This is a genomic window from Bacillus sp. FDAARGOS_235, assembly GCF_002073415.2.
Lineage (GTDB): Bacteria > Bacillota > Bacilli > Bacillales > Bacillaceae_G > Bacillus_A > Bacillus_A toyonensis.
Map to the genome: position 1 here is coordinate 2238049 of NZ_CP020437.2, position 19736 is coordinate 2257784.

General features: G+C 36.8%; 18 protein-coding genes. 3 read left to right on the forward strand and 15 right to left on the reverse strand.

Annotated elements, in window-relative coordinates; genetic code table 11:
* Positions 1-87 precede the first annotated feature (87 nt).
* The 10 genes from inhA2 to A6J74_RS13550 form a co-directional block, all read right to left on the reverse strand.
* Positions 88-2487 (reverse strand): M6 family metalloprotease immune inhibitor InhA2, encoded by a 2400-nt coding sequence (gene inhA2, locus A6J74_RS13505; RefSeq protein ID WP_000823000.1) that lies wholly within the window; start codon positions 2485-2487, stop codon positions 88-90.
* Between the two features lie 444 nt (positions 2488-2931).
* A complete protein-coding gene (gene fsa, locus A6J74_RS13510) occupies positions 2932-3579 on the reverse strand; it encodes a fructose-6-phosphate aldolase (RefSeq protein ID WP_000667666.1) in 648 nt (215 codons plus the stop codon).
* 34 nt (positions 3580-3613) lie between these two features.
* The gene (gene rbsB / locus A6J74_RS13515; RefSeq protein ID WP_000758982.1) at positions 3614-4540 is read right to left on the reverse strand and encodes a ribose ABC transporter substrate-binding protein RbsB; all 927 of its coding nucleotides are present in this window, start codon (positions 4538-4540) and stop codon (positions 3614-3616) included.
* Positions 4541-4554: 14 nt separating this feature from the next.
* Positions 4555-5490 carry an ABC transporter permease subunit gene (locus tag A6J74_RS13520; RefSeq protein ID WP_001074641.1) on the reverse strand — a complete coding sequence of 312 codons (936 nt, stop codon included), beginning with the start codon at positions 5488-5490 and terminating at the stop codon, positions 4555-4557.
* A gap of 2 nt (positions 5491-5492) precedes the next feature.
* Positions 5493-6977, reverse strand: coding sequence for a ribose ABC transporter ATP-binding protein RbsA (gene rbsA, locus A6J74_RS13525; protein WP_001217695.1), 1485 nt, complete (start codon positions 6975-6977; stop codon positions 5493-5495).
* Between the two features lie 18 nt (positions 6978-6995).
* Entirely contained in the window at positions 6996-7391 is a 396-nt protein-coding gene (rbsD, locus tag A6J74_RS13530; protein WP_000716145.1) for a D-ribose pyranase, read from the reverse strand.
* Positions 7388-8284, reverse strand: coding sequence for a ribokinase (gene rbsK, locus A6J74_RS13535; RefSeq protein WP_001132875.1), 897 nt, complete (start codon positions 8282-8284; stop codon positions 7388-7390). The genes rbsD and rbsK overlap by 4 nt, the downstream gene beginning before the upstream one ends.
* Before the next feature lie 13 nt (positions 8285-8297).
* On the reverse strand, positions 8298-9269 hold the full coding sequence (rbsR, locus tag A6J74_RS13540; RefSeq protein WP_000104025.1) for a ribose operon transcriptional repressor RbsR: 972 nt from the start codon (positions 9267-9269) through the stop codon (positions 8298-8300).
* Between the two features lie 137 nt (positions 9270-9406).
* Complete coding sequence (locus A6J74_RS13545; protein ID WP_000437658.1) at positions 9407-11020, reverse strand: MDR family MFS transporter; 1614 nt, start codon at positions 11018-11020, stop codon at positions 9407-9409.
* Positions 11021-11039: 19 nt separating this feature from the next.
* Complete coding sequence (locus tag A6J74_RS13550; RefSeq protein ID WP_001132370.1) at positions 11040-11498, reverse strand: MarR family winged helix-turn-helix transcriptional regulator; 459 nt, start codon at positions 11496-11498, stop codon at positions 11040-11042.
* Between the two features lie 271 nt (positions 11499-11769).
* Here A6J74_RS13550 and glpT point away from each other — a divergent pair, with 271 nt between their 5' ends.
* Positions 11770-13119 (forward strand): glycerol-3-phosphate transporter, encoded by a 1350-nt coding sequence (glpT, locus tag A6J74_RS13555; protein WP_000466380.1) that lies wholly within the window; start codon positions 11770-11772, stop codon positions 13117-13119.
* Between the two features lie 128 nt (positions 13120-13247).
* Here glpT and A6J74_RS13560 read toward each other — a convergent pair whose 3' ends face one another.
* The 4 genes from A6J74_RS13560 to A6J74_RS13575 form a co-directional block, all read right to left on the reverse strand.
* On the reverse strand, positions 13248-13364 hold the full coding sequence (locus tag A6J74_RS13560; RefSeq protein WP_000834733.1) for a DUF4027 family protein: 117 nt from the start codon (positions 13362-13364) through the stop codon (positions 13248-13250).
* Positions 13365-13572: 208 nt separating this feature from the next.
* A complete protein-coding gene (locus tag A6J74_RS13565) occupies positions 13573-13995 on the reverse strand; it encodes a universal stress protein (RefSeq protein ID WP_000277986.1) in 423 nt (140 codons plus the stop codon).
* A gap of 65 nt (positions 13996-14060) precedes the next feature.
* Positions 14061-15512 (reverse strand): SulP family inorganic anion transporter, encoded by a 1452-nt coding sequence (locus A6J74_RS13570; protein ID WP_000487910.1) that lies wholly within the window; start codon positions 15510-15512, stop codon positions 14061-14063.
* Positions 15513-15666: 154 nt separating this feature from the next.
* Complete coding sequence (locus tag A6J74_RS13575) at positions 15667-16917, reverse strand: cell wall-binding repeat-containing protein (RefSeq protein ID WP_000758141.1); 1251 nt, start codon at positions 16915-16917, stop codon at positions 15667-15669.
* A gap of 175 nt (positions 16918-17092) precedes the next feature.
* Here A6J74_RS13575 and A6J74_RS13580 point away from each other — a divergent pair, with 175 nt between their 5' ends.
* Both A6J74_RS13580 and A6J74_RS13585 read left to right on the forward strand, forming a co-directional pair.
* Positions 17093-17770: a response regulator transcription factor gene (locus A6J74_RS13580; RefSeq protein WP_000565470.1), complete on the forward strand. Its 678-nt coding sequence runs from the start codon at positions 17093-17095 to the stop codon at positions 17768-17770.
* Positions 17771-17781: 11 nt separating this feature from the next.
* Entirely contained in the window at positions 17782-19173 is a 1392-nt protein-coding gene (locus A6J74_RS13585) for a sensor histidine kinase (RefSeq protein WP_000822529.1), read from the forward strand.
* A gap of 13 nt (positions 19174-19186) precedes the next feature.
* Here the strand turns inward: A6J74_RS13585 and A6J74_RS13590 are convergent, their stop codons facing one another.
* Positions 19187-19708, reverse strand: coding sequence for a dihydrofolate reductase family protein (locus A6J74_RS13590; protein WP_000085758.1), 522 nt, complete (start codon positions 19706-19708; stop codon positions 19187-19189).
* Between the last annotated feature and the right edge of the window lie 28 nt (positions 19709-19736).

Consider the following 19736-nt stretch of genomic DNA (forward strand, 5'->3'; position numbering starts at 1 on the left):
GACACTTGTATTACATAAACTAAAATAATAACTTACTGTACAAATTAAAAAGCACATTCTCCATATGAAGAATGTGCTTTTATTTTATTAACGCTTAATCCAAACAGCACCTGCAGACTTATCCTCTGCTTGTCCAACAACTTGGAATTTAAGACCAAGATTTGGCACTTTTCGTCCTGCATCAGCAATTTGCTTGTTACTGTATACTTTTGAATCATCAAATGTTGTAACACCTTGTAATCCAGCATAATTAAACTGTCCACGTGTTAATGAATTTACACTCCATGCTGGTGTTTGATCAAATGAAAATGCAGCGTCTGCAATTTGCATGCCTGTATTACCGTACGCTGGTTTCCCGTTCAAATTACCAACAAACGCTTCTGGATGAGAGTCTACAACCCCAAGGAATCCTTCACCTGGATGCACCCCAACCCAGTTATCTTTGAAACTATCATCTGCATACCAAACGACAAGACCTGTATTGTATACCGGACCTCTTCCTGCTTTTAATCCATTATCTGATCCAGCGTAGTTTCTCCACTCTAAATAATAATAATGAGCTTTCTTCTCTGTCCCATCAGAAACAACGAATCCATTTAACTGCATTTTTGACTGTCCTTCTGCATCATCAGAAAACACATCTTGTCCATCAACAGTTACACTTACATTATCCATCGCGAAACCTTTATATGTTACAGCTGGATCTGTAATGTAGTCGAATTGTAGTTTCACTTTCTTCCCTTTAAATTGACTTAAATCGTATGATTTATCAATCCATTTCCCATCTGTTGTATCTTTATCTCCTTGTACTACTTTTTCTCCAAGTCTATCAATTAATGTTTTTGTGCCATCTTCTGTTACTGCATGTACTTCAACAAAATCGCACTCTGCTTCTAACTCATAATTTGCTTTATAATCGAATTTTGCATTTGTTCCTTTTGTTAAATCAAAGAATGGTGTCTCTAGTGTTGTGTGCATATCATCTCCTCTTGTACTATAATATGCATGCTTTCCAAACTCAGGTTTAATCGTTTCAACACTCTTACCTGGCAAATTAACACGTACAACACCTGGACGATTTGATTTCGTAACACTTTGATCAATATATGTAGGAATTCCTACACCACGCTTAATTTTATCGTAATCTACTTCTAAAATTTTCGCCCAGTTGCCACCCATATTCTTTTGTAAGAAGTCTTTATTTTGTGGTGAAAAACTAGTCGGCTCTGTTCCTGCAATTTTTCCTGTCCAACTGCCTCCACTCATTAATGACCAAGCTTCAACAGGTGAACCATTTCCAGTATATTTCGTATCATATTCATCCGGTAAACCAAGGTCATGTCCAAATTCATGTGCAAACACACCTACAGCGCCATCTTCTGGTTCAATTGTGTAATCATGCGCTGCTACTTTTCCACCAAAGTAATCTACCTTTGATTTTGTCCCTTCAATCGCTACTGGATCTGTAGCTAATTTTGAACGATGTGACCAAATTGCATCATCACCTAATTTACCGCCACCAGCTTCTTGACCAACACCAGAATGAATTACCATTAAATGATCAATTACACCGTCAGGTTCATTTTGATTCCCATCGCCATTTGTATCATATCTATCGAATTGATCGAACTGAGATAAGTCTAACCCTTTCTCAGCAGCTGCATGTAAAGCTTCCTTCACTAAATCACGTGCACCTTTTGGTCCTTTATTATCGTGACCACTGCTACCATCAGCTCCATAATCAGATGCTTTTCCTGGAACAGTTAGCCACTCCGTTACATATCCGTCTGTCGTATAGCTACCGCCAGACTGCTCTTCATAATATTGTTTAAACGTTTTTACTTTCGAACCATCAAATAATGTATAAGGCTCATTACCAAACAACATCTTTTGATAATGTTCTCTACTAAAGTCTTTCGAATACATATAACCTGGTGTTTGATCAATATTATTATGTTTATAATCACTAAATTCAACGAGTAGCACTAATACTTTATCAGATCGAACAGATCCCTTATATGGAGCTTGCTTTGCCTTAGAAGTTGGAACTTGTCCATTCAATTGCTTTTTATTTGGTTCCGGCTTTTGCTCAGGGCTAACATTTTTTTCAGCCTTCTTTACGTTCTCCTTTTCTTCCATCTTCTTCTCTTTTACCTTTTTCACGAAATCAGATGCTTCTTTTGCCGTATCCTCTGGAAGAATTTCTTTATTCGCTTGATCTCCTTGCTTCTTTTCAATATACTGCTCGACAGCTTTTTTCGTCTCTTCTTTAGAAGATGCTGGATTAATTGTTCCTCTTTCTTTCAGCGCTTCCGCTAAACGATCTTCTTGAATTAAATTGTAATCAATTGGTGTTGTAGACACATTATCTTTTTCTTTCGCTGGCGTTTCTGCGTATGCTAACGGAGCACTCATTACAGATGTACATCCGATAATTGCCGCAATTGCTAACGTTGATAGTACTTTAAATGGAGCTTTTCTTTTCATCCTCTGTCTCTCCTTTTATAAAACTTAAAATTCAGATAAATAAGTGCATTTAAATCGAAATCCCCGCTTTCTACCCTCCCTATATAAAAAGGCATAATTCTATAAACGTTAAGCTTTCTGTTATAGAATCATGCCCTCCAGTTTTCTGGTCAGACCCTCTATCTCTTTATCCCACTATTTGCTGGGCAGTAAGACTCCCACCTCAAAATTCGACGAACGCGAGGAAGTTAGGCGGGAGATAACTTCCCGTAAAAGCCCGATGGGGGATGACCCCCCCACTGATTAAAGTTTTACTTTATATCGAAATATAAAAAACAAAGAGTGATTTGTATATATTAAATAGCTTATATTAAAAATTTAAAAGACAATATGCAAAATTGCATGAAAATTCCTTCAAATAAAAAAAGAACCCTAGTCAATTAAACTAGGATTCTCGATTTCATATTATTTCTCTTGTGTTTTTTCCCAATCAGCTAAGAATTTCTCAATCCCTTGATCTGTTAATGGGTGCTTCACTAATGAAGCAATTACGTTTGCTGGGATTGTTGCAATATGTGCACCATTTAGTGCTGCGTCAGTTACGTGAACGCTGTGACGTACAGATGCTGCAATGATTTCTGTTTCAATGCCGTGAATTGCAAAGATTTCTGCGATTTGGCGAATTAAGTCCATACCGTTATGACCGATATCATCTAGGCGACCTAAGAATGGTGAAACGTATGTCGCACCAGCGCGAGCTGCAAGTAATGCTTGAACTGCTGAGAATACTAATGTAACGTTTGTACGAATTCCTAAATCTGAAAATGCTTTTACTGCTTTTAAACCTTCCGTTGTCATCGGTACTTTTACAACAACGTTTGGAGCAATCTTCGCTAATTCTTTTCCTTCTTCAATCATTTTATCAGCTTCTAAGCTAATTACTTCTGCACTTACAGGTCCTTCTATAAAGCTGCAAATTTCACGAATACGCTCATGGAAATCTACGCCTTCTTTTGCTACAAGTGATGGGTTTGTCGTTACTCCAGCTACTACGCCTAATGCATTTGCCTCTTTAATTTCGTTAATGTTTGCTGTATCAATAAAGAATTTCATTTGTTATTCTTCCTTCCTAATTTTCATTTTATATTTATTTATTTTTTTTAATAAGCTCTAATTCAATCGGAATAGATTTGTCCACTTTTTTACCTTGTGTTATTTCTTTTGCTGTTTGCATCGCCTTCTCTCCGATTAATTCCGGTTTTTGAGCGACTGTTGCAGCCATACGCCCATCGTTAACCGCTTTCACAGCATCGTCTGTTGCATCAAATCCAACAACTACTACATCCGTTTTCCCAGCAGATTTTAATGCCTCAAGTGCCCCTAATGCCATTTCATCGTTATGAGCAAATACCGCTTTAATATCGCTATTCGCTTGCAAAATATTTTCCATAACAGATAAACCTTTTGCACGATCGAAATCAGCTGCTTGTTTTGCTACTACTTTTAAAGACTTATCAGCTACGTTATGGAATCCTTTCCCACGCTCACGAGCAGCTGAGGATCCAGGGATTCCTTCTAACTCAGCAACGTTCGCTCCCCCGCCAACTAATTCACGAATGTAATCACTAGCCATTTGACCACCTTCGATATTGTTAGAAGCAATGTGCGAAACAACTTTACCTGAATTCGCAACGCGGTCTACTGTAATAACAGGAACATTCGCTGCATTTGCCGCACTTACTGCTGAAGCAACAGCATCTGAATCGGTTGGATTAATAACAACTACGTCCACACCTTTTTGAATTAAATCTTCAACATCGTTCGTTTGCTTTGCTGCATCGTTTTGTGCATCAACAGCAATCAATTCAATGCCACTATCTTTCGCTTTCTTTTCTGCACCTTTTTTCAAAGTCACGAAAAATGGATTGTTTAAAGTTGAAACAGAGAATCCAACTTTAATAGTTTTATTTCGACCTTTATCGCTAGAATCCTTTGCCCATTCTGGTGGTTCCATTGAACAACCAGCAGTAATGACCATAATACATGCAACGAGTATAAGTAACCATTTCTTCATGAACTGCCCCTCCATTACGCTTCTTTTCGACGATCAATTAATACAGCTAGTAAGATTACAAGTCCTTTTACAACTTGTTGGAAGAAAGAAGATACACCTAATAAATTTAAACCGTTATTTAGTACACCGATAATAAGTACACCGATGAATGTACCAACAATCCATCCTCTTCCTCCAGAAAGACTTGTCCCTCCTAATACAACTGCTGCAATTGCATCTAATTCGTAAGAAGTACCCGCAGTCGGCTGTGCTGAATCTAATCGTGATGTTAAGACAATACCTGCAAGCGCTGCCAAGATTCCGGAAAGACCGTAAATCATTACTTTAATTCTCGTAACATTAATACCTGATAGTGCTGCTGCTTCTTCATTTCCACCAATTGCAAATGTACGGCGACCAAATGTCGTTTTCTTCAAAATGAAGTACAGCACTGCGAAAGCGATCATCATTGTAACAGCTGGTACCGGAATACCAAGAAAATAACCGCGGCCAAACATTTGGAACATTAAATGATCACCAAGACCAGTGATCGGACGTCCGTCCATATAAACAAGCGTCAACCCACGAAAAATAGTCATTGTTGCTAAAGTCGCAATAAATGGAGCTACTTTTCCTTTCGCAATGATGATACCGTTTACAATTCCCATTACAAGACCAGCAAGTAGTCCAACTGCCATTGCAAGGAACGGGTCCATGCCACTTGCCATCATTCCAGCAACAAGTGCACTTGATAATGCTAAAATAGAACCTACCGATAAGTCAATACCCCCTGTTAAAATTACAAAGGTCATTCCGAATGCAATAAGCGCATTAATCGATACTTGACGCAGTATATTAAATAAATTTGGAATTTCAATAAATGCTGGATTTAAAGCTGTAATTACGACAATAATTAATACTAAACCGATTAAAGAACCGAGTTGTTGTAATACATTCCCCTTCTTAGCCATCCTTACTCTCCCCCTGTAGCTAGTGCCATTATAGACTCTTGTGATGCCTCATCTTTCCCTAAAATACCGCCGACTTTTCCTTCATGAATAACAAGAACTCGATCGCTCATCCCTAAAACTTCGGGCAGCTCAGATGATACCATAATAACGGCATCTCCTTGTTCAGTAAGCTTATTCATAATAGAGTAAATTTCTTTTTTCGCTCCAACATCCACACCTCTTGTTGGCTCATCTAAAATGAGTAACTGCGGATGAATACCTAACCATTTCGCAATTACAATCTTTTGCTGATTTCCACCAGAAAGAGATTTCACCGCTTGCTCTCCACTAGATGCTTTCACATTAAGAAGTTTCATCATGTCCTCTGTAAACTGTTGTTCTAGTTCGTTACTAAGGACACTTCCCTTTGAAAGACTTTCTAAATTCGGTAACGCTAAATTTTCTCGAATTGAGAAATCTAACACTAATCCTTCAGACTTTCTATCCTCTGTAATGAAAGCAATTCTTTGTCTAATTGCATCTATCGGACTATCAATCTTTACTTCTTGTCCGTTTATAAAAATTTGTCCAGAGTCTAAAGGTTCATATCCAAATATCGCTTTCATAATATCTGTGCGACCAGCTCCCATCAAGCCAGCTACACCAAGAATTTCACCTTTTCTAACTTGAAACGAAACATTTTCAAATTTCCCCTTTTTCGTTCCGTTACGCATTTCAAAAATTACTTCACCAATTTGACTATTTCGCTCTGGGTAACGTTCACCAATGCTGCGCCCCACCATCATACTCACTACTTCATCAAATGACGTTTCCGGAATTAATCTTTTCCCTACATATTCTCCATCACGCAAAATTGTAATAGCATCACATATTGAGAATATTTCTTCCATGCGGTGTGAAATGTAAACGAATGAAACCCCTTCTTTACGTAACTTATTTATAACTGTAAAGAGCGTTTCAATTTCACGATCCGTCAGTGCCGCAGTTGGTTCATCCATAATAATAACGCTTGCGCTTGTCATCAATGCTTTCGCAATTTCAATAATTTGCTGTTGTCCAACTGATAGCTCTCCTGCTAACATAGCACCTTTTACATGTAATCCTAGCTCCGCCAATTGCTGCTGCGCAATCGCGTTCATTTGACGAGTACGTAAAACACCTGTTTTCCCATACATTAACTCTTTACCGAGAAACATATTTTCAGCTACTGTTAAATTTGGCAATATGTTCAGTTCTTGATGTATAAATGCAATGCCGTACTCTTCCGCTTCTTTCGCATTTTTAAAAGTGCGTTCTTGCCCATCAATCGTGACTGTTCCACCATCTTTTGTATATACACCTGTTAAAATCTTCATGAGCGTCGATTTACCCGCTCCATTTTCCCCCATCAATGCATGGACTTCTCCTGCTTCAATCATAAACTGTGCATTCTTCAAAACAGGATTTCCACTGAACGCCTTTGAAATGTTTTTCATTTCAATACGCATTCTCATCACTTCCCTTTATTAAAAAATCACGCCTGCATGCAAAATTACATTGGCATAAGGCGTAGCCTCTCCTGTACGGATAATTGCCTTCGCTTTTTTTGTATTTTCTTTAAATTGTTCATGTGATACATATTCAAATGCTGGTTCTTTTAATTGCAGCTCAATCTCTTTATTTACTTCCGCATTATTGATAATGACTTCTTCTGCTAACGTCACTTTTTCAATTGCCATATCATCAGCTACAACTTGTAATACATCTAAAAAACTCGGCTTTCCAAGTTCAACAGCTAAATCAATTCGCTTTACTCCATCAGGAATCGGTAATCCGCAATCAGCAATTACAAGCGTATCTGTATGTCCGAGTGAAGCCAGGACTGCCGCAATCTCACTGTTTAATACACCGTGCTTTTTCATCCGACAATCACCTGCACTTCACGTACTCTATCTCTCATCGGCATACCGCCTTGTGCCCCAAGTTTTGTTACAGAAAGGCCTCCAGCAATATTCGCAAAACGAATTGCTTTTTGAAGCGTTTCTCCTTCAGAAAGTGCAACTGCTAACGCACCATTAAATGTATCACCAGCTCCAGTCGTATCCACTACATCAACAGCAATGCTAGGAATATGTAGAATCTCCGTACCATTATGGAAACGAACACCGTTAGAACCTTCTGTCATCAATAGTTTATTTGGATATTTCGCCAGTAAATCTTCAATTGGTGATGTAAAATCATCTAATACAATGCGGCACTCATGTTCATTTGGCGTAATATACGTTGCCTTTTCTAATATGTCTTCTGATAACACTTGTGCTGGCGCTGGATTCAACATAACTGGAATTTTATGTTCTTCGCAAATAGATAGAACATACTTTACTGTTTCAAGCGGAATCTCTAATTGTAGAACAACCATATCAGCTTTTACGAGAAGATCTTTTGAACGATTTACAACCGATTCATTCACAAGAGCATTTGCTCCTTGTACGACAACAATACTGTTATCCTCTTCTGCTAAAACGATATGAGCAATTCCTGTCGTTCTATCTGTAACCGGTACCACATAGTCGATAAAAACACGTTCGTTCTCTAAATTTTTTCTAACTACTGTTCCGTAATCATCATTTCCTACTGCTCCAACCATTGCTACATTGGCACCTAATCTAGCTGCAGCAACTGCTTGGTTCGCCCCTTTCCCTCCTGGGATCGTATGAAATGCTTCACCAATTACTGTTTCTCCTGCTTTCGGCCGTTTCTTTGAAACAGCCACTAAGTCCATTGAAATACTACCTACTACTGCAATATTTGGCATCTGTTTCATCTCCTTACTTCGTTGTATTTCTTTCTATAATTTTAATCGGTAAACGATAGTGTTTCTCTTCCAATGCATTTCCTTCCATTTGCTCTAACAACAACTCTGTTGCAATTTTCCCCATCTCATATATTGGCTGTGCAACAGTTGTAATAGATGGATACATCATTTCTGTTAAAGAAATTCCATCGAATCCGATAATTTGTAAATCGTCAGGAATAGCCATTCCTTTTTGAAGTGCAGCCTTTACAATACCAATTGCAATTAAATCATTCCCAGCAACAATACCATCAATATGCGGGTATTCTTCTAATAATTCCATTGCTACACGCTCACTATTTGCTGGGTCAAATGTACTCTCTGCAATCATATATGAAAGATTATTTTGCGTAATGATATCTACAAAACCTTCAAAACGCTCATTCGCTGTACTTACATCACGTGGTCCACGAATATGTGCAATATGTTTGCATCCTTTATCTATTAACAACCTTGTCGCATCCTGACTTCCTGCATAGTTATCAGCATATACAGTAGGAATACGCTCATTAAACATACGGTCAATCGCAACGACTGGAACTGATAAATTCATGTAATTTATACTATTTTGTGGATTCGTTGCTACAATAAATCCATCTACATTATTTTGTCTAAGTACATCAATGTATTGTTTCTCTTTTTCTAAACTTTCATCAGAGTTACAAAGGACAACTGTGTAACCTTGTTTATGTGCTACATCTTCTACGGCACGTGCAACTTCTGGAAAGAATGGATTCACGATATTTGGAACTACTAACCCAATTAAACGAGATTTTTTATTATATAAAGAACGCGCTACTGTACTAGGTTTATAATCTAGCATTTCAATTGCTCGTTCTACTTTCTTTAACGTATCCTCATGAACATATCCATTTTTATTTAACACTCTGGAAACGGTCGCAACAGATACTCCCGCTAATTTCGCAACGTCTTTAATCGTACTCATTCTCTTTTCTCCTCATTTCATGTAACCGTTTACAGAAAATAATATAACGCATTTATAAAAATACGTCAATCATTTCTCACAAAAAAGCTTTTAAGGTTATACTCAAAAAAGCATCGCCTAATGGCGATGCTTTTTCATTACGAATATGATACAGTTTTTTCTTGTTCTTCTACAGCAGGCTTTTCAGCATCTTTTTTACGATCCGACAGTTTAATTTTCTGTAAGAAAATCGTAAAAATAGCGCCTACTACGATAAATACTAATCCTGTTAAGAATACAGTATGAAGTGAGTCTACTAAAGAATTTTTCAAAATTGGTACGATACTGTTAGCAAATGCTTCTGGCATTTGTTTTAATGCCTCTGGACTAAATAGCATCGAATATAAACCTTGTGGGTCTGTATGAATCATATCTTTAAATTTTGTTACCATTTGTCCCGCTTCTTTCGGGAATGTATCTAATACAGGTACTAACTTATTTGTTAATGTTGTACCTGACGTGTTATTCATAATTGATCCTAAAATTGTAATACCGAATGTCCCACCGATTTGACGGAAAAACTGACTTGATGATGTTACGACACCAAGGTCTTTTTTCGGGAAGCTTTCTTGTAACGCTAATGTTAATGTCGGCATTACAAGACCCATTCCTAAACCGATAACCATCATATAAGAAGTTGCAGTCAGTTTAGTTGTGTGCATATCCATCGTTGTTAATAACCAGAAACCACCAGCCATAATAAGCATACCTGCGATAATTTGTGGTTTTACACCGACTTTTAATACAAGTTGCCCACCAATAATACTCATAACAATCATTGTAATCATCATCGGTGTCATAATCGTTCCCGACTCAGCAGCACTTACTCCTACAATACCTTGCATGAAGAATGGTACGAACATAATCGCACCGAACATTCCGATACTCATAAAGAATCCAATCGCATTAAGTATTGTAAACGTACGGTTTTTAAAGAAATGCATCGGTAAAATTGGTTCTTCAGCTTTCGTTTCAACGATAACGAAACTAACGATACCAATTACAGCTAGTGCAAATAAACCGATAATTTGCCAAGAATCCCATGCGTAATCTTTTCCGCCAAACGTTAACGCAAGTAATAAACTTACAACACCAAGAATCATCGTAAAGATTCCAGCGATATCAATTTTAATTGGTCCCGTTTGTTTATGTGATTTTAATCCCATTGCGATAAAGATTGTTGCTAAAATACCGACTGGCAAGTTAATGTAGAATACCCATCTCCAGTTCACTGCGTCTACAATCCAACCACCAACTTGTGGTCCAATTACAGAAGCAAGACCGTATAACGCACCAAAAATACCTTGCCATTTCGCACGTTCTTTTCCCGTGAACATGTCTCCAATAATAATCATAGCCATCGGCATCATAATACCGCCACCAAGACCTTGAATACCACGGAAAATAATTAATTCTGTCATACCATTTGCCATACCACATAACGCTGAACCAATCATAAAAATAACTAGCCCTGTTATATATACGTTACGACGCCCAAGTAAATCCGCTAATTTACCTGCAATTGGTACGACTGTCGTTGATGTTAACATATAAGCTGTTGTTAACCATGTCATTAAGCTTAGTCCGCCAAGTTCACCAACGATACGCGGCATCGCTGTACCAACGATTGTTCCGTCTAACGCAGCAAATAGCATCGCAATTACTAAACCAATTAACAACAACTTTCTATTTGTATTGCCTTGTTGCTCCATGTAATCTCCTCAATTCCTCTTATTTATTCTCTTTTTTCTCTTGTGTCCCGCAAATAATGGTTTCTAACTTTTCAAAGAGGCGCAACAAATCTTCTCGTTCTTGTAATTCTAATTGTGAAAAGTATTTTGCGATATGCTCATTACGAGCTGCCATCGCCTCTTTTACTGTATTTTTCCCCTTTTTCGTTAGCTCAATGACAACAACACGGCGATCATTATCATCGTGATAACGCTCTACTAACTCATGATCAATTAAACGGTCGATCATTACTGTAATGGCGCTCGGTTTTACATACATTTTCTCCGCCAATTGTGTCGCTCTTGAAGCTCCGTAATGATCTAAAATCTTTAAAATATAAAATTGCGGTGGTGTAAGTCCTGATGCTTGCATTTGTTCCAATAGCTCTGTTTGCATTTTCTTTCCTATAGCGAATGTAAGAGCTTGAATCTTATCAATATGAGTCATATCATTTGGCATGTTATCCACCTCTTATTTAAACAATAAAATATTTAACGTATTTAAATATTAATCCCACGAACAAAATCCGTCAATACCTTTTATTCATAAAAACGTTTACATTTTTGTCACAAAGTTGTATAATTTTCGTCGAAGTTAATATTGACAGTCACGGAGAATCGGAGTATACGGCTATGAATCATAAAAAAGGGAACTTTTTTATATTTCATGGCCTTTTTATATTCTCTCTGTCTTAAACGCTTCCAATTAATTAGGGGAGGATTTTCATTTTATGTTTTTCACACAATTATTTAAACCTGCGCCCCATGCAGAACGCTTACCAGCTGATCGCATTGATAGCGAATACCGTAAATTACGTTTACAAGTATTTTTAGGTATCTTCATCGGTTATGCAGGTTACTACTTTGTTCGAAAAAATTTTTCACTAGCAATGCCATACTTAATTGAACAAGGCTTTAGTAAAGGGGAACTTGGGGTTATCCTTTCAGCAGTATCTATCGCTTACGGATTAAGTAAATTTCTTATGGGTATCGTATCCGACCGTTGTAATCCTCGCTACTTTTTAGCAGCTGGGCTATTTTTATCAGGTATCATTAATATTATTTTCGGCTCATTTTCTTTCATTACAACGAGCATTATACTTATGTTTGTACTTCAATTTTTAAATGGATGGGTACAAGGGATGGGATGGCCTCCTTGTGGTCGTACGATGGTTCACTGGTTCTCTATTAGTGAACGTGGTACAAAAATGTCTATTTGGAACGTCGCTCATAACGTCGGCGGCGCACTTATGCCTTCTCTCGTTACATTAGGCTTATACTTCTTTGCAAATGACTGGAAAAGTATATTTTACTTCCCAGGTATTCTTTCAATTTTAGTTGGTATTTATGTATTAATTACGATGAGAGATACACCCCAATCTTGTGGATTACCTTCTATTGAGGAACATACTGGCGAATATCCATCAGGTGAAAAAGTGAAAGATCGCGAACGCGAACTTTCGGTAAAAGAAATTTTATTTAAATACGTACTAAACAATAAATTTTTATGGTACATCGCTATCGCGAACGTTTTCGTATATTTCGTACGTTACGGCGTTGTAGACTGGGCTCCTACTTATTTAGTAGAGGAAAAAAGCTTTACTCATAGTAGCTCACGTACAGCTTACGCTCTATATGAATGGGCTGGTATTCCAGGTACACTTCTTTGCGGATGGATGAGTGATAAACTATTTAAAGGACGTCGCGCACCTGCTGGTATTTTATTTATGGTCGGTGTATTCATTGCCGTTCTTGTTTACTGGCTAAATCCTGCTGGTCACCCAATCATTGATAGTATCGCACTTGTTTCCATTGGATTTTTAATTTACGGACCTGTTATGCTAATTGGTCTTCACGCACTTGACTTAGCACCAAAGAAAGCTGCTGGAACTGCAGCAGGCCTAACTGGTTTCTTTGGTTACCTAGGCGGAGCTACTTTTGCTAGCGCAGCTATGGGCTTTATTGTAGATGCATTCGGATGGGATGGCGGATTCATTTTATTACTTGTATCTTGCGTACTTGCAATGTTCTTCCTTGCCCTTACTTTAAATACAGGATCTGCAAAGTCAAAACAAGCTTAAACAAAATATAAATATGTAAACAAACATAAAAATAGCTCTTAGCGTTTATTCTATATGCTAAGAGCTATTCTTTATTTACAGCACTTTTCTTACTAGCTATAACAATCAATTCCTTCCCTACTATAAAATTAAAAAATTTGATGAAATACCTTTATTAATACAGCTAACGTAACAGATGCAGCAAATCCCCCTAAACAAATTAAGCTTACCCCTTGACTATATGATAAATTTTGAAATGATTTCATACCTTCCATCCTCCCTATCTCCCCTTTGATACTTTTATTTTACCAATGGGAAAATTTTCATAACATCGATTTTCCTAACAACAAACTTACAAATTTGTAAGTTAACATCTTTTCAACTTATATATCTAGTATTTCCACAAAAGGATGTCATTTATACATAAAAAAAGACCTCGGGTACCCCAAAGTCTTAGTTACGTGCTATTTCATTTTATTTTATAATCATTACTGGACATTTCACTCGTTTTGCTATTTTATGACTTACGCTACCAAGCATCATTTCTTGTAATGTATTTAATCCTCTGCTCCCAGCAATAACAAGATCTATATCCCCTGTATTTACATATTGAACGAGCGTATCACCAGGATCACCATGCAGAATCGTAAATTTATAAGAAATCTTCTCTTCCTTTAATAATCCTTCAATCTCTTTTAATTTATCTTTCCGACTAGCTGATATTGTTTCAAAATCTGTTTGTCCGTGTATAATATCTGATTTTGCTGTTCTATTATCTACGACATATACAATTTCAACATTTGCTTCTTCACTACATTTCGCAATATGTATTGCATGCTCCGCTGCCCGAAGTGCATGTTCAGAACCATCACATGCTAATATAATTTGTTTGTACATATGCTGAATCCCCTTTTCGTTATCCTACTCGTATTATATAATAAAGCCCCCTAAAAAGGAGGCTTTTAACTAGCAATTCTTTTATTATAAGTTGCTAAATTTGCAACAAGTTTTGAGCTACGTTCATTTAATCCCGTTATACTTACTTTCACACCACTTTGTTCATACTTCATGATAACTTTATCAATTGCGGCCACTGCTGAATCATCCCATACGTGTGCATGAGTAAAGTTCATTTCAATTTCTTTTACATCTTCATCAAATGAAAAAGCATTTATAAAATCTGCCGTAGATGCGAAGAATAGTTGGCCATGAATTTCGTATATTTTCTTATTTTCAATATATAAATGTTTCACGTGAATCTTTGCCATGTTGAATGCAAATAAAACAGCACTAATTACTGTCCCGATGATCACGCCTAATCCTAGATTGTGGGTGATAAGAACAACGACAACCGTTACGATCATGACGAACGCATTTCCTTTTGGCACTTTATGAATCGTCGCTACAGAGTTCCAATCAAATGTTCCAATTGAAACCATAATCATAACTGCAACTAAAGCTGCCATCGGAATATGAACAACATAATCACCTAAAACAAATAGTAATACGATTAAAAATCCGCCCGCTACAAATGTTGATAAACGCCCTCGTCCACCTGACTTAATGTTAATAACAGATTGGCCAATCATTGCACATCCTGCCATTCCTCCGAAAAATCCAGCAACAATGTTCGCAATCCCTTGTCCACGTGCCTCTTTATGTTTATTACTTTCCGTATGCGTCATATCATCTAAAACTGAAGCTGTTAATAATGATTCTAGTAAACCGATAATTGCAAGCATAACTGCATAAGGTAAAATAATCCCTAATGTTTCAAGTGTAAAAGGCACGTCAGGAATACTAAAGAACGGTAATTCTTTCGGCAGGCTTCCCATATCTCCTACTGTTTTCAACTGTAATCCGCTCATAAGTGCAATACTCGTCACAATAATAATTGAAATAAGCGTAGACGGCACAGCCGTTGTAATACGTGGAAATAAATATATAATTGCAAGTCCTAATACAACGAGTGCATACATTTGCCAAGTTGCATTTTTAAAATGTGGCAATTGCGCTGTAAAAACTAAAATTCCAAGTGAATTTAAAAAACCACTCATAACAGATTTCGGAACAAACTTCATAAATGAGCTCAGTTTGAACACGCCAAAAATAATTTGGACAATACCTGTTAATATTGTTGTAGCAAATAAATATTGCAAACCATGATCTTTAACGAGCGTTACCATTAATAATGCCATTGCACCTGTTGCAGCTGAAATCATTCCAGTTCTTCCGCCAACAAATGAAATGGTAACTGCAATACAAAAGGCGGCGTATAGTCCAACTGTCGGATCCACGCCTGCAATAACAGAGAAGGCTATCGCTTCAGGGATTAATGCTAAAGCAACGACAATTCCTGATAACACGTCCCCTCTCACATTAGAAAACCAGTCATTTTTTATCGTTTGAAACAAAATACCACTCCTCTACTCCTTTATAATTTGATTTTCTCCATAAGAAAATCTAGCCGACTGCACGAAGGCTATTATATAACGAGTAAAGGATATTATGCTATGTAAAAGTTTCCTAAAAAAAGACGCTATCTTCATAGCGTCTTTTCTCGTTTCATTAATGTCCACCGTGACCTTGACCACTCTCTTGGATAATCTCTAATCTCTCATCTAATATTCCTTGTGTTTCAAATGAAATATTACTCGTACTACCTAAAAGGAAGCCATGGTTATATGGTCCCAGTGTTGGGTCATCTTTAAACTTCGGCTGAATACTAGCAAGGAAGTCATAAACTGGTTGTGAAGCTTTACCTTCCCCCAGCAAGACAACAGGTGCGTGTTTACCCATATGTGAAAAAGGTGCTCCTGCAATTGCTAAGTCTGGTGTTTCGCTTGAAACAAATGACAAACCGTGACCTGGTTTTGTGAATCCCCAGCCGAATTTTGTTTTTTCATCTTTAAACTTCGCAAATGCGATAGAATTTTCTACTGGTGTCTCTCCACTAATACGCGTTACTTTCCCATATTTACTTAACTCTCGTTCTACTTCTTTTGAAACGATTTTCTCTGGTCCTAACACATATATATTCACTTTATCTTTTCTCATCTTTAACGCCTCAATTGTCGCTTCTGGCACTTTATTCTTTTCTGTATAGAGTAGTGGCTCTGGCATATGAGAAATCCAGTTTACAGCTGGTGTTGTATACAAACGTCCTTCTTCTTCAGACGAACCGACAATAACGCTATTTGGATAGCTTCCTGTTATATCGGCATATTCTTTATCAACATCTTTAGCAAATATAGCTGGATCCGTTTCTTTTATTTGCTTTACTTTATATTCTTTTAATTGCTCAAGGATAGATGCACCTACATCCCCCATCACCATAATTTGTGTTCCATCTTTCGTTCCGAGCGGATTTAATCGTTTTATTTCTTTTAACGTCATTTCAGGTACCTTTTCTTTTTCTATAAATAAAATCGGCCCATTATTCGGATGGTGAATAAGATCCGCACTCGCAATACCTAATTGCCACTCATTTACTGGTACTAAAATAATAGCGCCTGGCTGATTCTCTTTATGCGTTGCTGGCCATATCGTTTGCGAAGTTAGTACTGCCATTTGCAATGGATCATTTGTATTTAATCTCGTTATATTTTTTAAACTTGTTGTTAATAAATCATTAGATGCCCCTTTATTCATTTCTTTCGGCGCAGTTACCTCTTGATTCATTTTCATCTCTTTTTGCTCTGTTTTCTTCTCTTTTGTAGATTCATGATTTTTATGTTCCATATCATTCGTTTGCCCACATGCTGCAAGACCAACCGCTGTAATTATTGTTATCCCAAAAACTCGGGTCACTTTTTTCACTATACCGCCTCCGTATCAATCGTTTTCGAGCCAATATGATTACCTAAATTAGAATTTCACCTTTACAATAACAAGCAATTCTGAAGAAATTATGCAGATGCATGATAATCTGCACCATTTCTTCATGATTTTGCATTACACTTTAAGTAACGATTATAAATATGGAGGGCTCTCTATGATTGATATACTGCTCGTAGACGATGAACCGAGAATGCTTGAATTATTAACGCTTTATCTTACACCAATTGGATATAACTGCGTATGTGCGACTTCAGGAGAAGAAGCTATTTTACATATAGAAAATCGAAACTTTAAATTTGTTTTACTCGATATTATGATGCCAAAGATGGACGGATGGGAAACGTGCAAAAAAATCCGCTCATTTAGTAACATTCCTATTATTATGGTTACAGCTCGTGATCAAACAGTAGCTGTCGTTCAAGGATTAAAAATTGGAGCCGATGATTACGTAACGAAACCTTTCCATGAAGAAGAACTTTTCGCAAGAATTGAAGCCGTTTTAAGACGTACAAATGAACATAAACAAATCCAATATCACGGTATTGTATGGGATGAAACAAAACACTTCATTTCTGTCCATAATGAAGAACTCCTTCTCACACCAATTGAATTTTCTTTACTCGGATTATTTTTACGCCATGTGAACTACGTATTAAACCGTGATCAGCTCATCGAACGAATTTGGGGGTTAAACACAAATACAGAAGATCGCACAGTCGATTCACATATTCGTAATTTACGTGATAAATTGCGAAAAGCAAATTTCCCTATTGATCATCATTTAAAAACCGTGTATGGAGTAGGTTATCGATGGATTGATACTGAACAGTAAGGGGCAAAACGATGAAACGAATTTCAATTCAATTCGGATTTTATTTTTTAATTGTTACACTTTTAATTGAAAGTGTTCTCTTTATTTTGCTCTATTATAGTCTTGTAAACACTAGAGTAAATGAAGAAATGACAGCTTTATTAAAGCGAGGAAATAGTCATCGAGATGTACTTGAAAAATATTACGATGAGCAAACCATCTCTCACGTAGCATTAATGGAATCTGAAGCTGAAACAACTGTCGTTATTACAAATGCAAATAAAGAAATACTAGCTAAATCTAACGAAATAAACACGACTATAAACGATCATATTAGTAAAATGCAAACTCGAACAGACCATAATGGAGAGATTATAGAAAATCATTGGAAAACATCTAATTATATATGTACAGTTAGCCCCATTGTAGTAGATGGAAAACATGAAGGCTATGTATACATGTTTCTTGGAACAGAATCAATTGAAAAGTTAGTTAATGGATTAACGAAACAATTCATTATTGCTGGTGCCATCACGTTTCTACTCACAGTCATCACAATTTTCCTATTATCACGTTTATTAACAAAACCATTGTTACACATGAAACATGCAACTGAAAAAATGAGTAAAGGCGATTTGTCCGTTTCATTAACGACTACTCGAAATGATGAAATTGGTGAACTAGCATCATCTATTCAAACGCTCGCAAATGATTTACATTATATGAAAACAGAGCGAAGTGAATTTCTAGCAAGTGTTGCTCACGAATTACGAACACCGTTAACATACGTAAAAGGTTATGCTGACATTGCTTTAAAAGAAAGCACCCCTTCTGAACAACGTTTGCGATATTTATCAATTATAAAAGATGAGTCTGATTACATTACAAACTTAGTTCAAGATTTATTTTCACTCGCACAAATGGAACAACATAACTTTTCTATTCAAGTAAAGGAAGTGCATTTACACACCTTCCTTACTCGCATAGCTGAAAAAGTAAACGCCATGTATAAAGAAAGATATATTAAGGTTTCTTTCTCTTGTCCTCCTACACTGCTAGTAAACTTAGATGAACAGCGATTTGAACAAGTTATAGTAAACATTTTAAATAACGCTTATAGACATTCAAAAGAACATTCTCATATAAACATTTCTATTACAGAAGAACATAAACGTATCTCCATTACAATTGAAGATGAAGGCGAAGGTATTCCACCTGAAGACCTCCCTCACATTTTTGACCGCTTTTACCGTGTCGATAAAGCAAGAACACGATCTACAGGCGGAACTGGTTTAGGGCTATCTATCGTAAAAGAAATTGTAGAACTACACGGCGGAAATATTATTGTAACGAGCGAAGTCGATTACGGGTCTTGCTTTATAATTTCATTACCATCTATAAAGAAACACGACTACCATCAATAGTCGTGTTTTTTTATCACTTTACTTTATAATATAAATTTACAAATTGCCCAAAACGTTTCGTATCCGTTAAAGTTAAATTAATTTCCGGATTCTTCGCTTGAAATAACGGAACTCCAGAACCTAATATGTGAGGGGTAATCGTGACAACATATTCATCAATTAGATTATTCTTAAAGAATTCTCTCAGTAGACTCCCTCCACCGACCATCCATATTTTAGACCCTTCTTGCTCTTTCAACCTTTTCGTAAACTCCACTACCTCTTCATTTACAAAATCCACGTGTTCATTTGAACCTTTTTCTGAGTTAGAAAAAACATAACATTTTTTATCTACATACGGGAATGTTTCCATATGCTCTACTACATAATCATACGTTCTTTTTCCCATAATTATTGTATCAATCGTTTCGTACATTTCTGTATAACCGTTATCTCCCTCTCCTTCCGTTTCCATTAACCACTCTAAATCATCATCTTCTTTCGCAATATATCCATCTAAGCTCGCCGCAATAAATAAAACTATTTCACGTGACATATTTTTTCCTCCTTACATCTCATCTTGA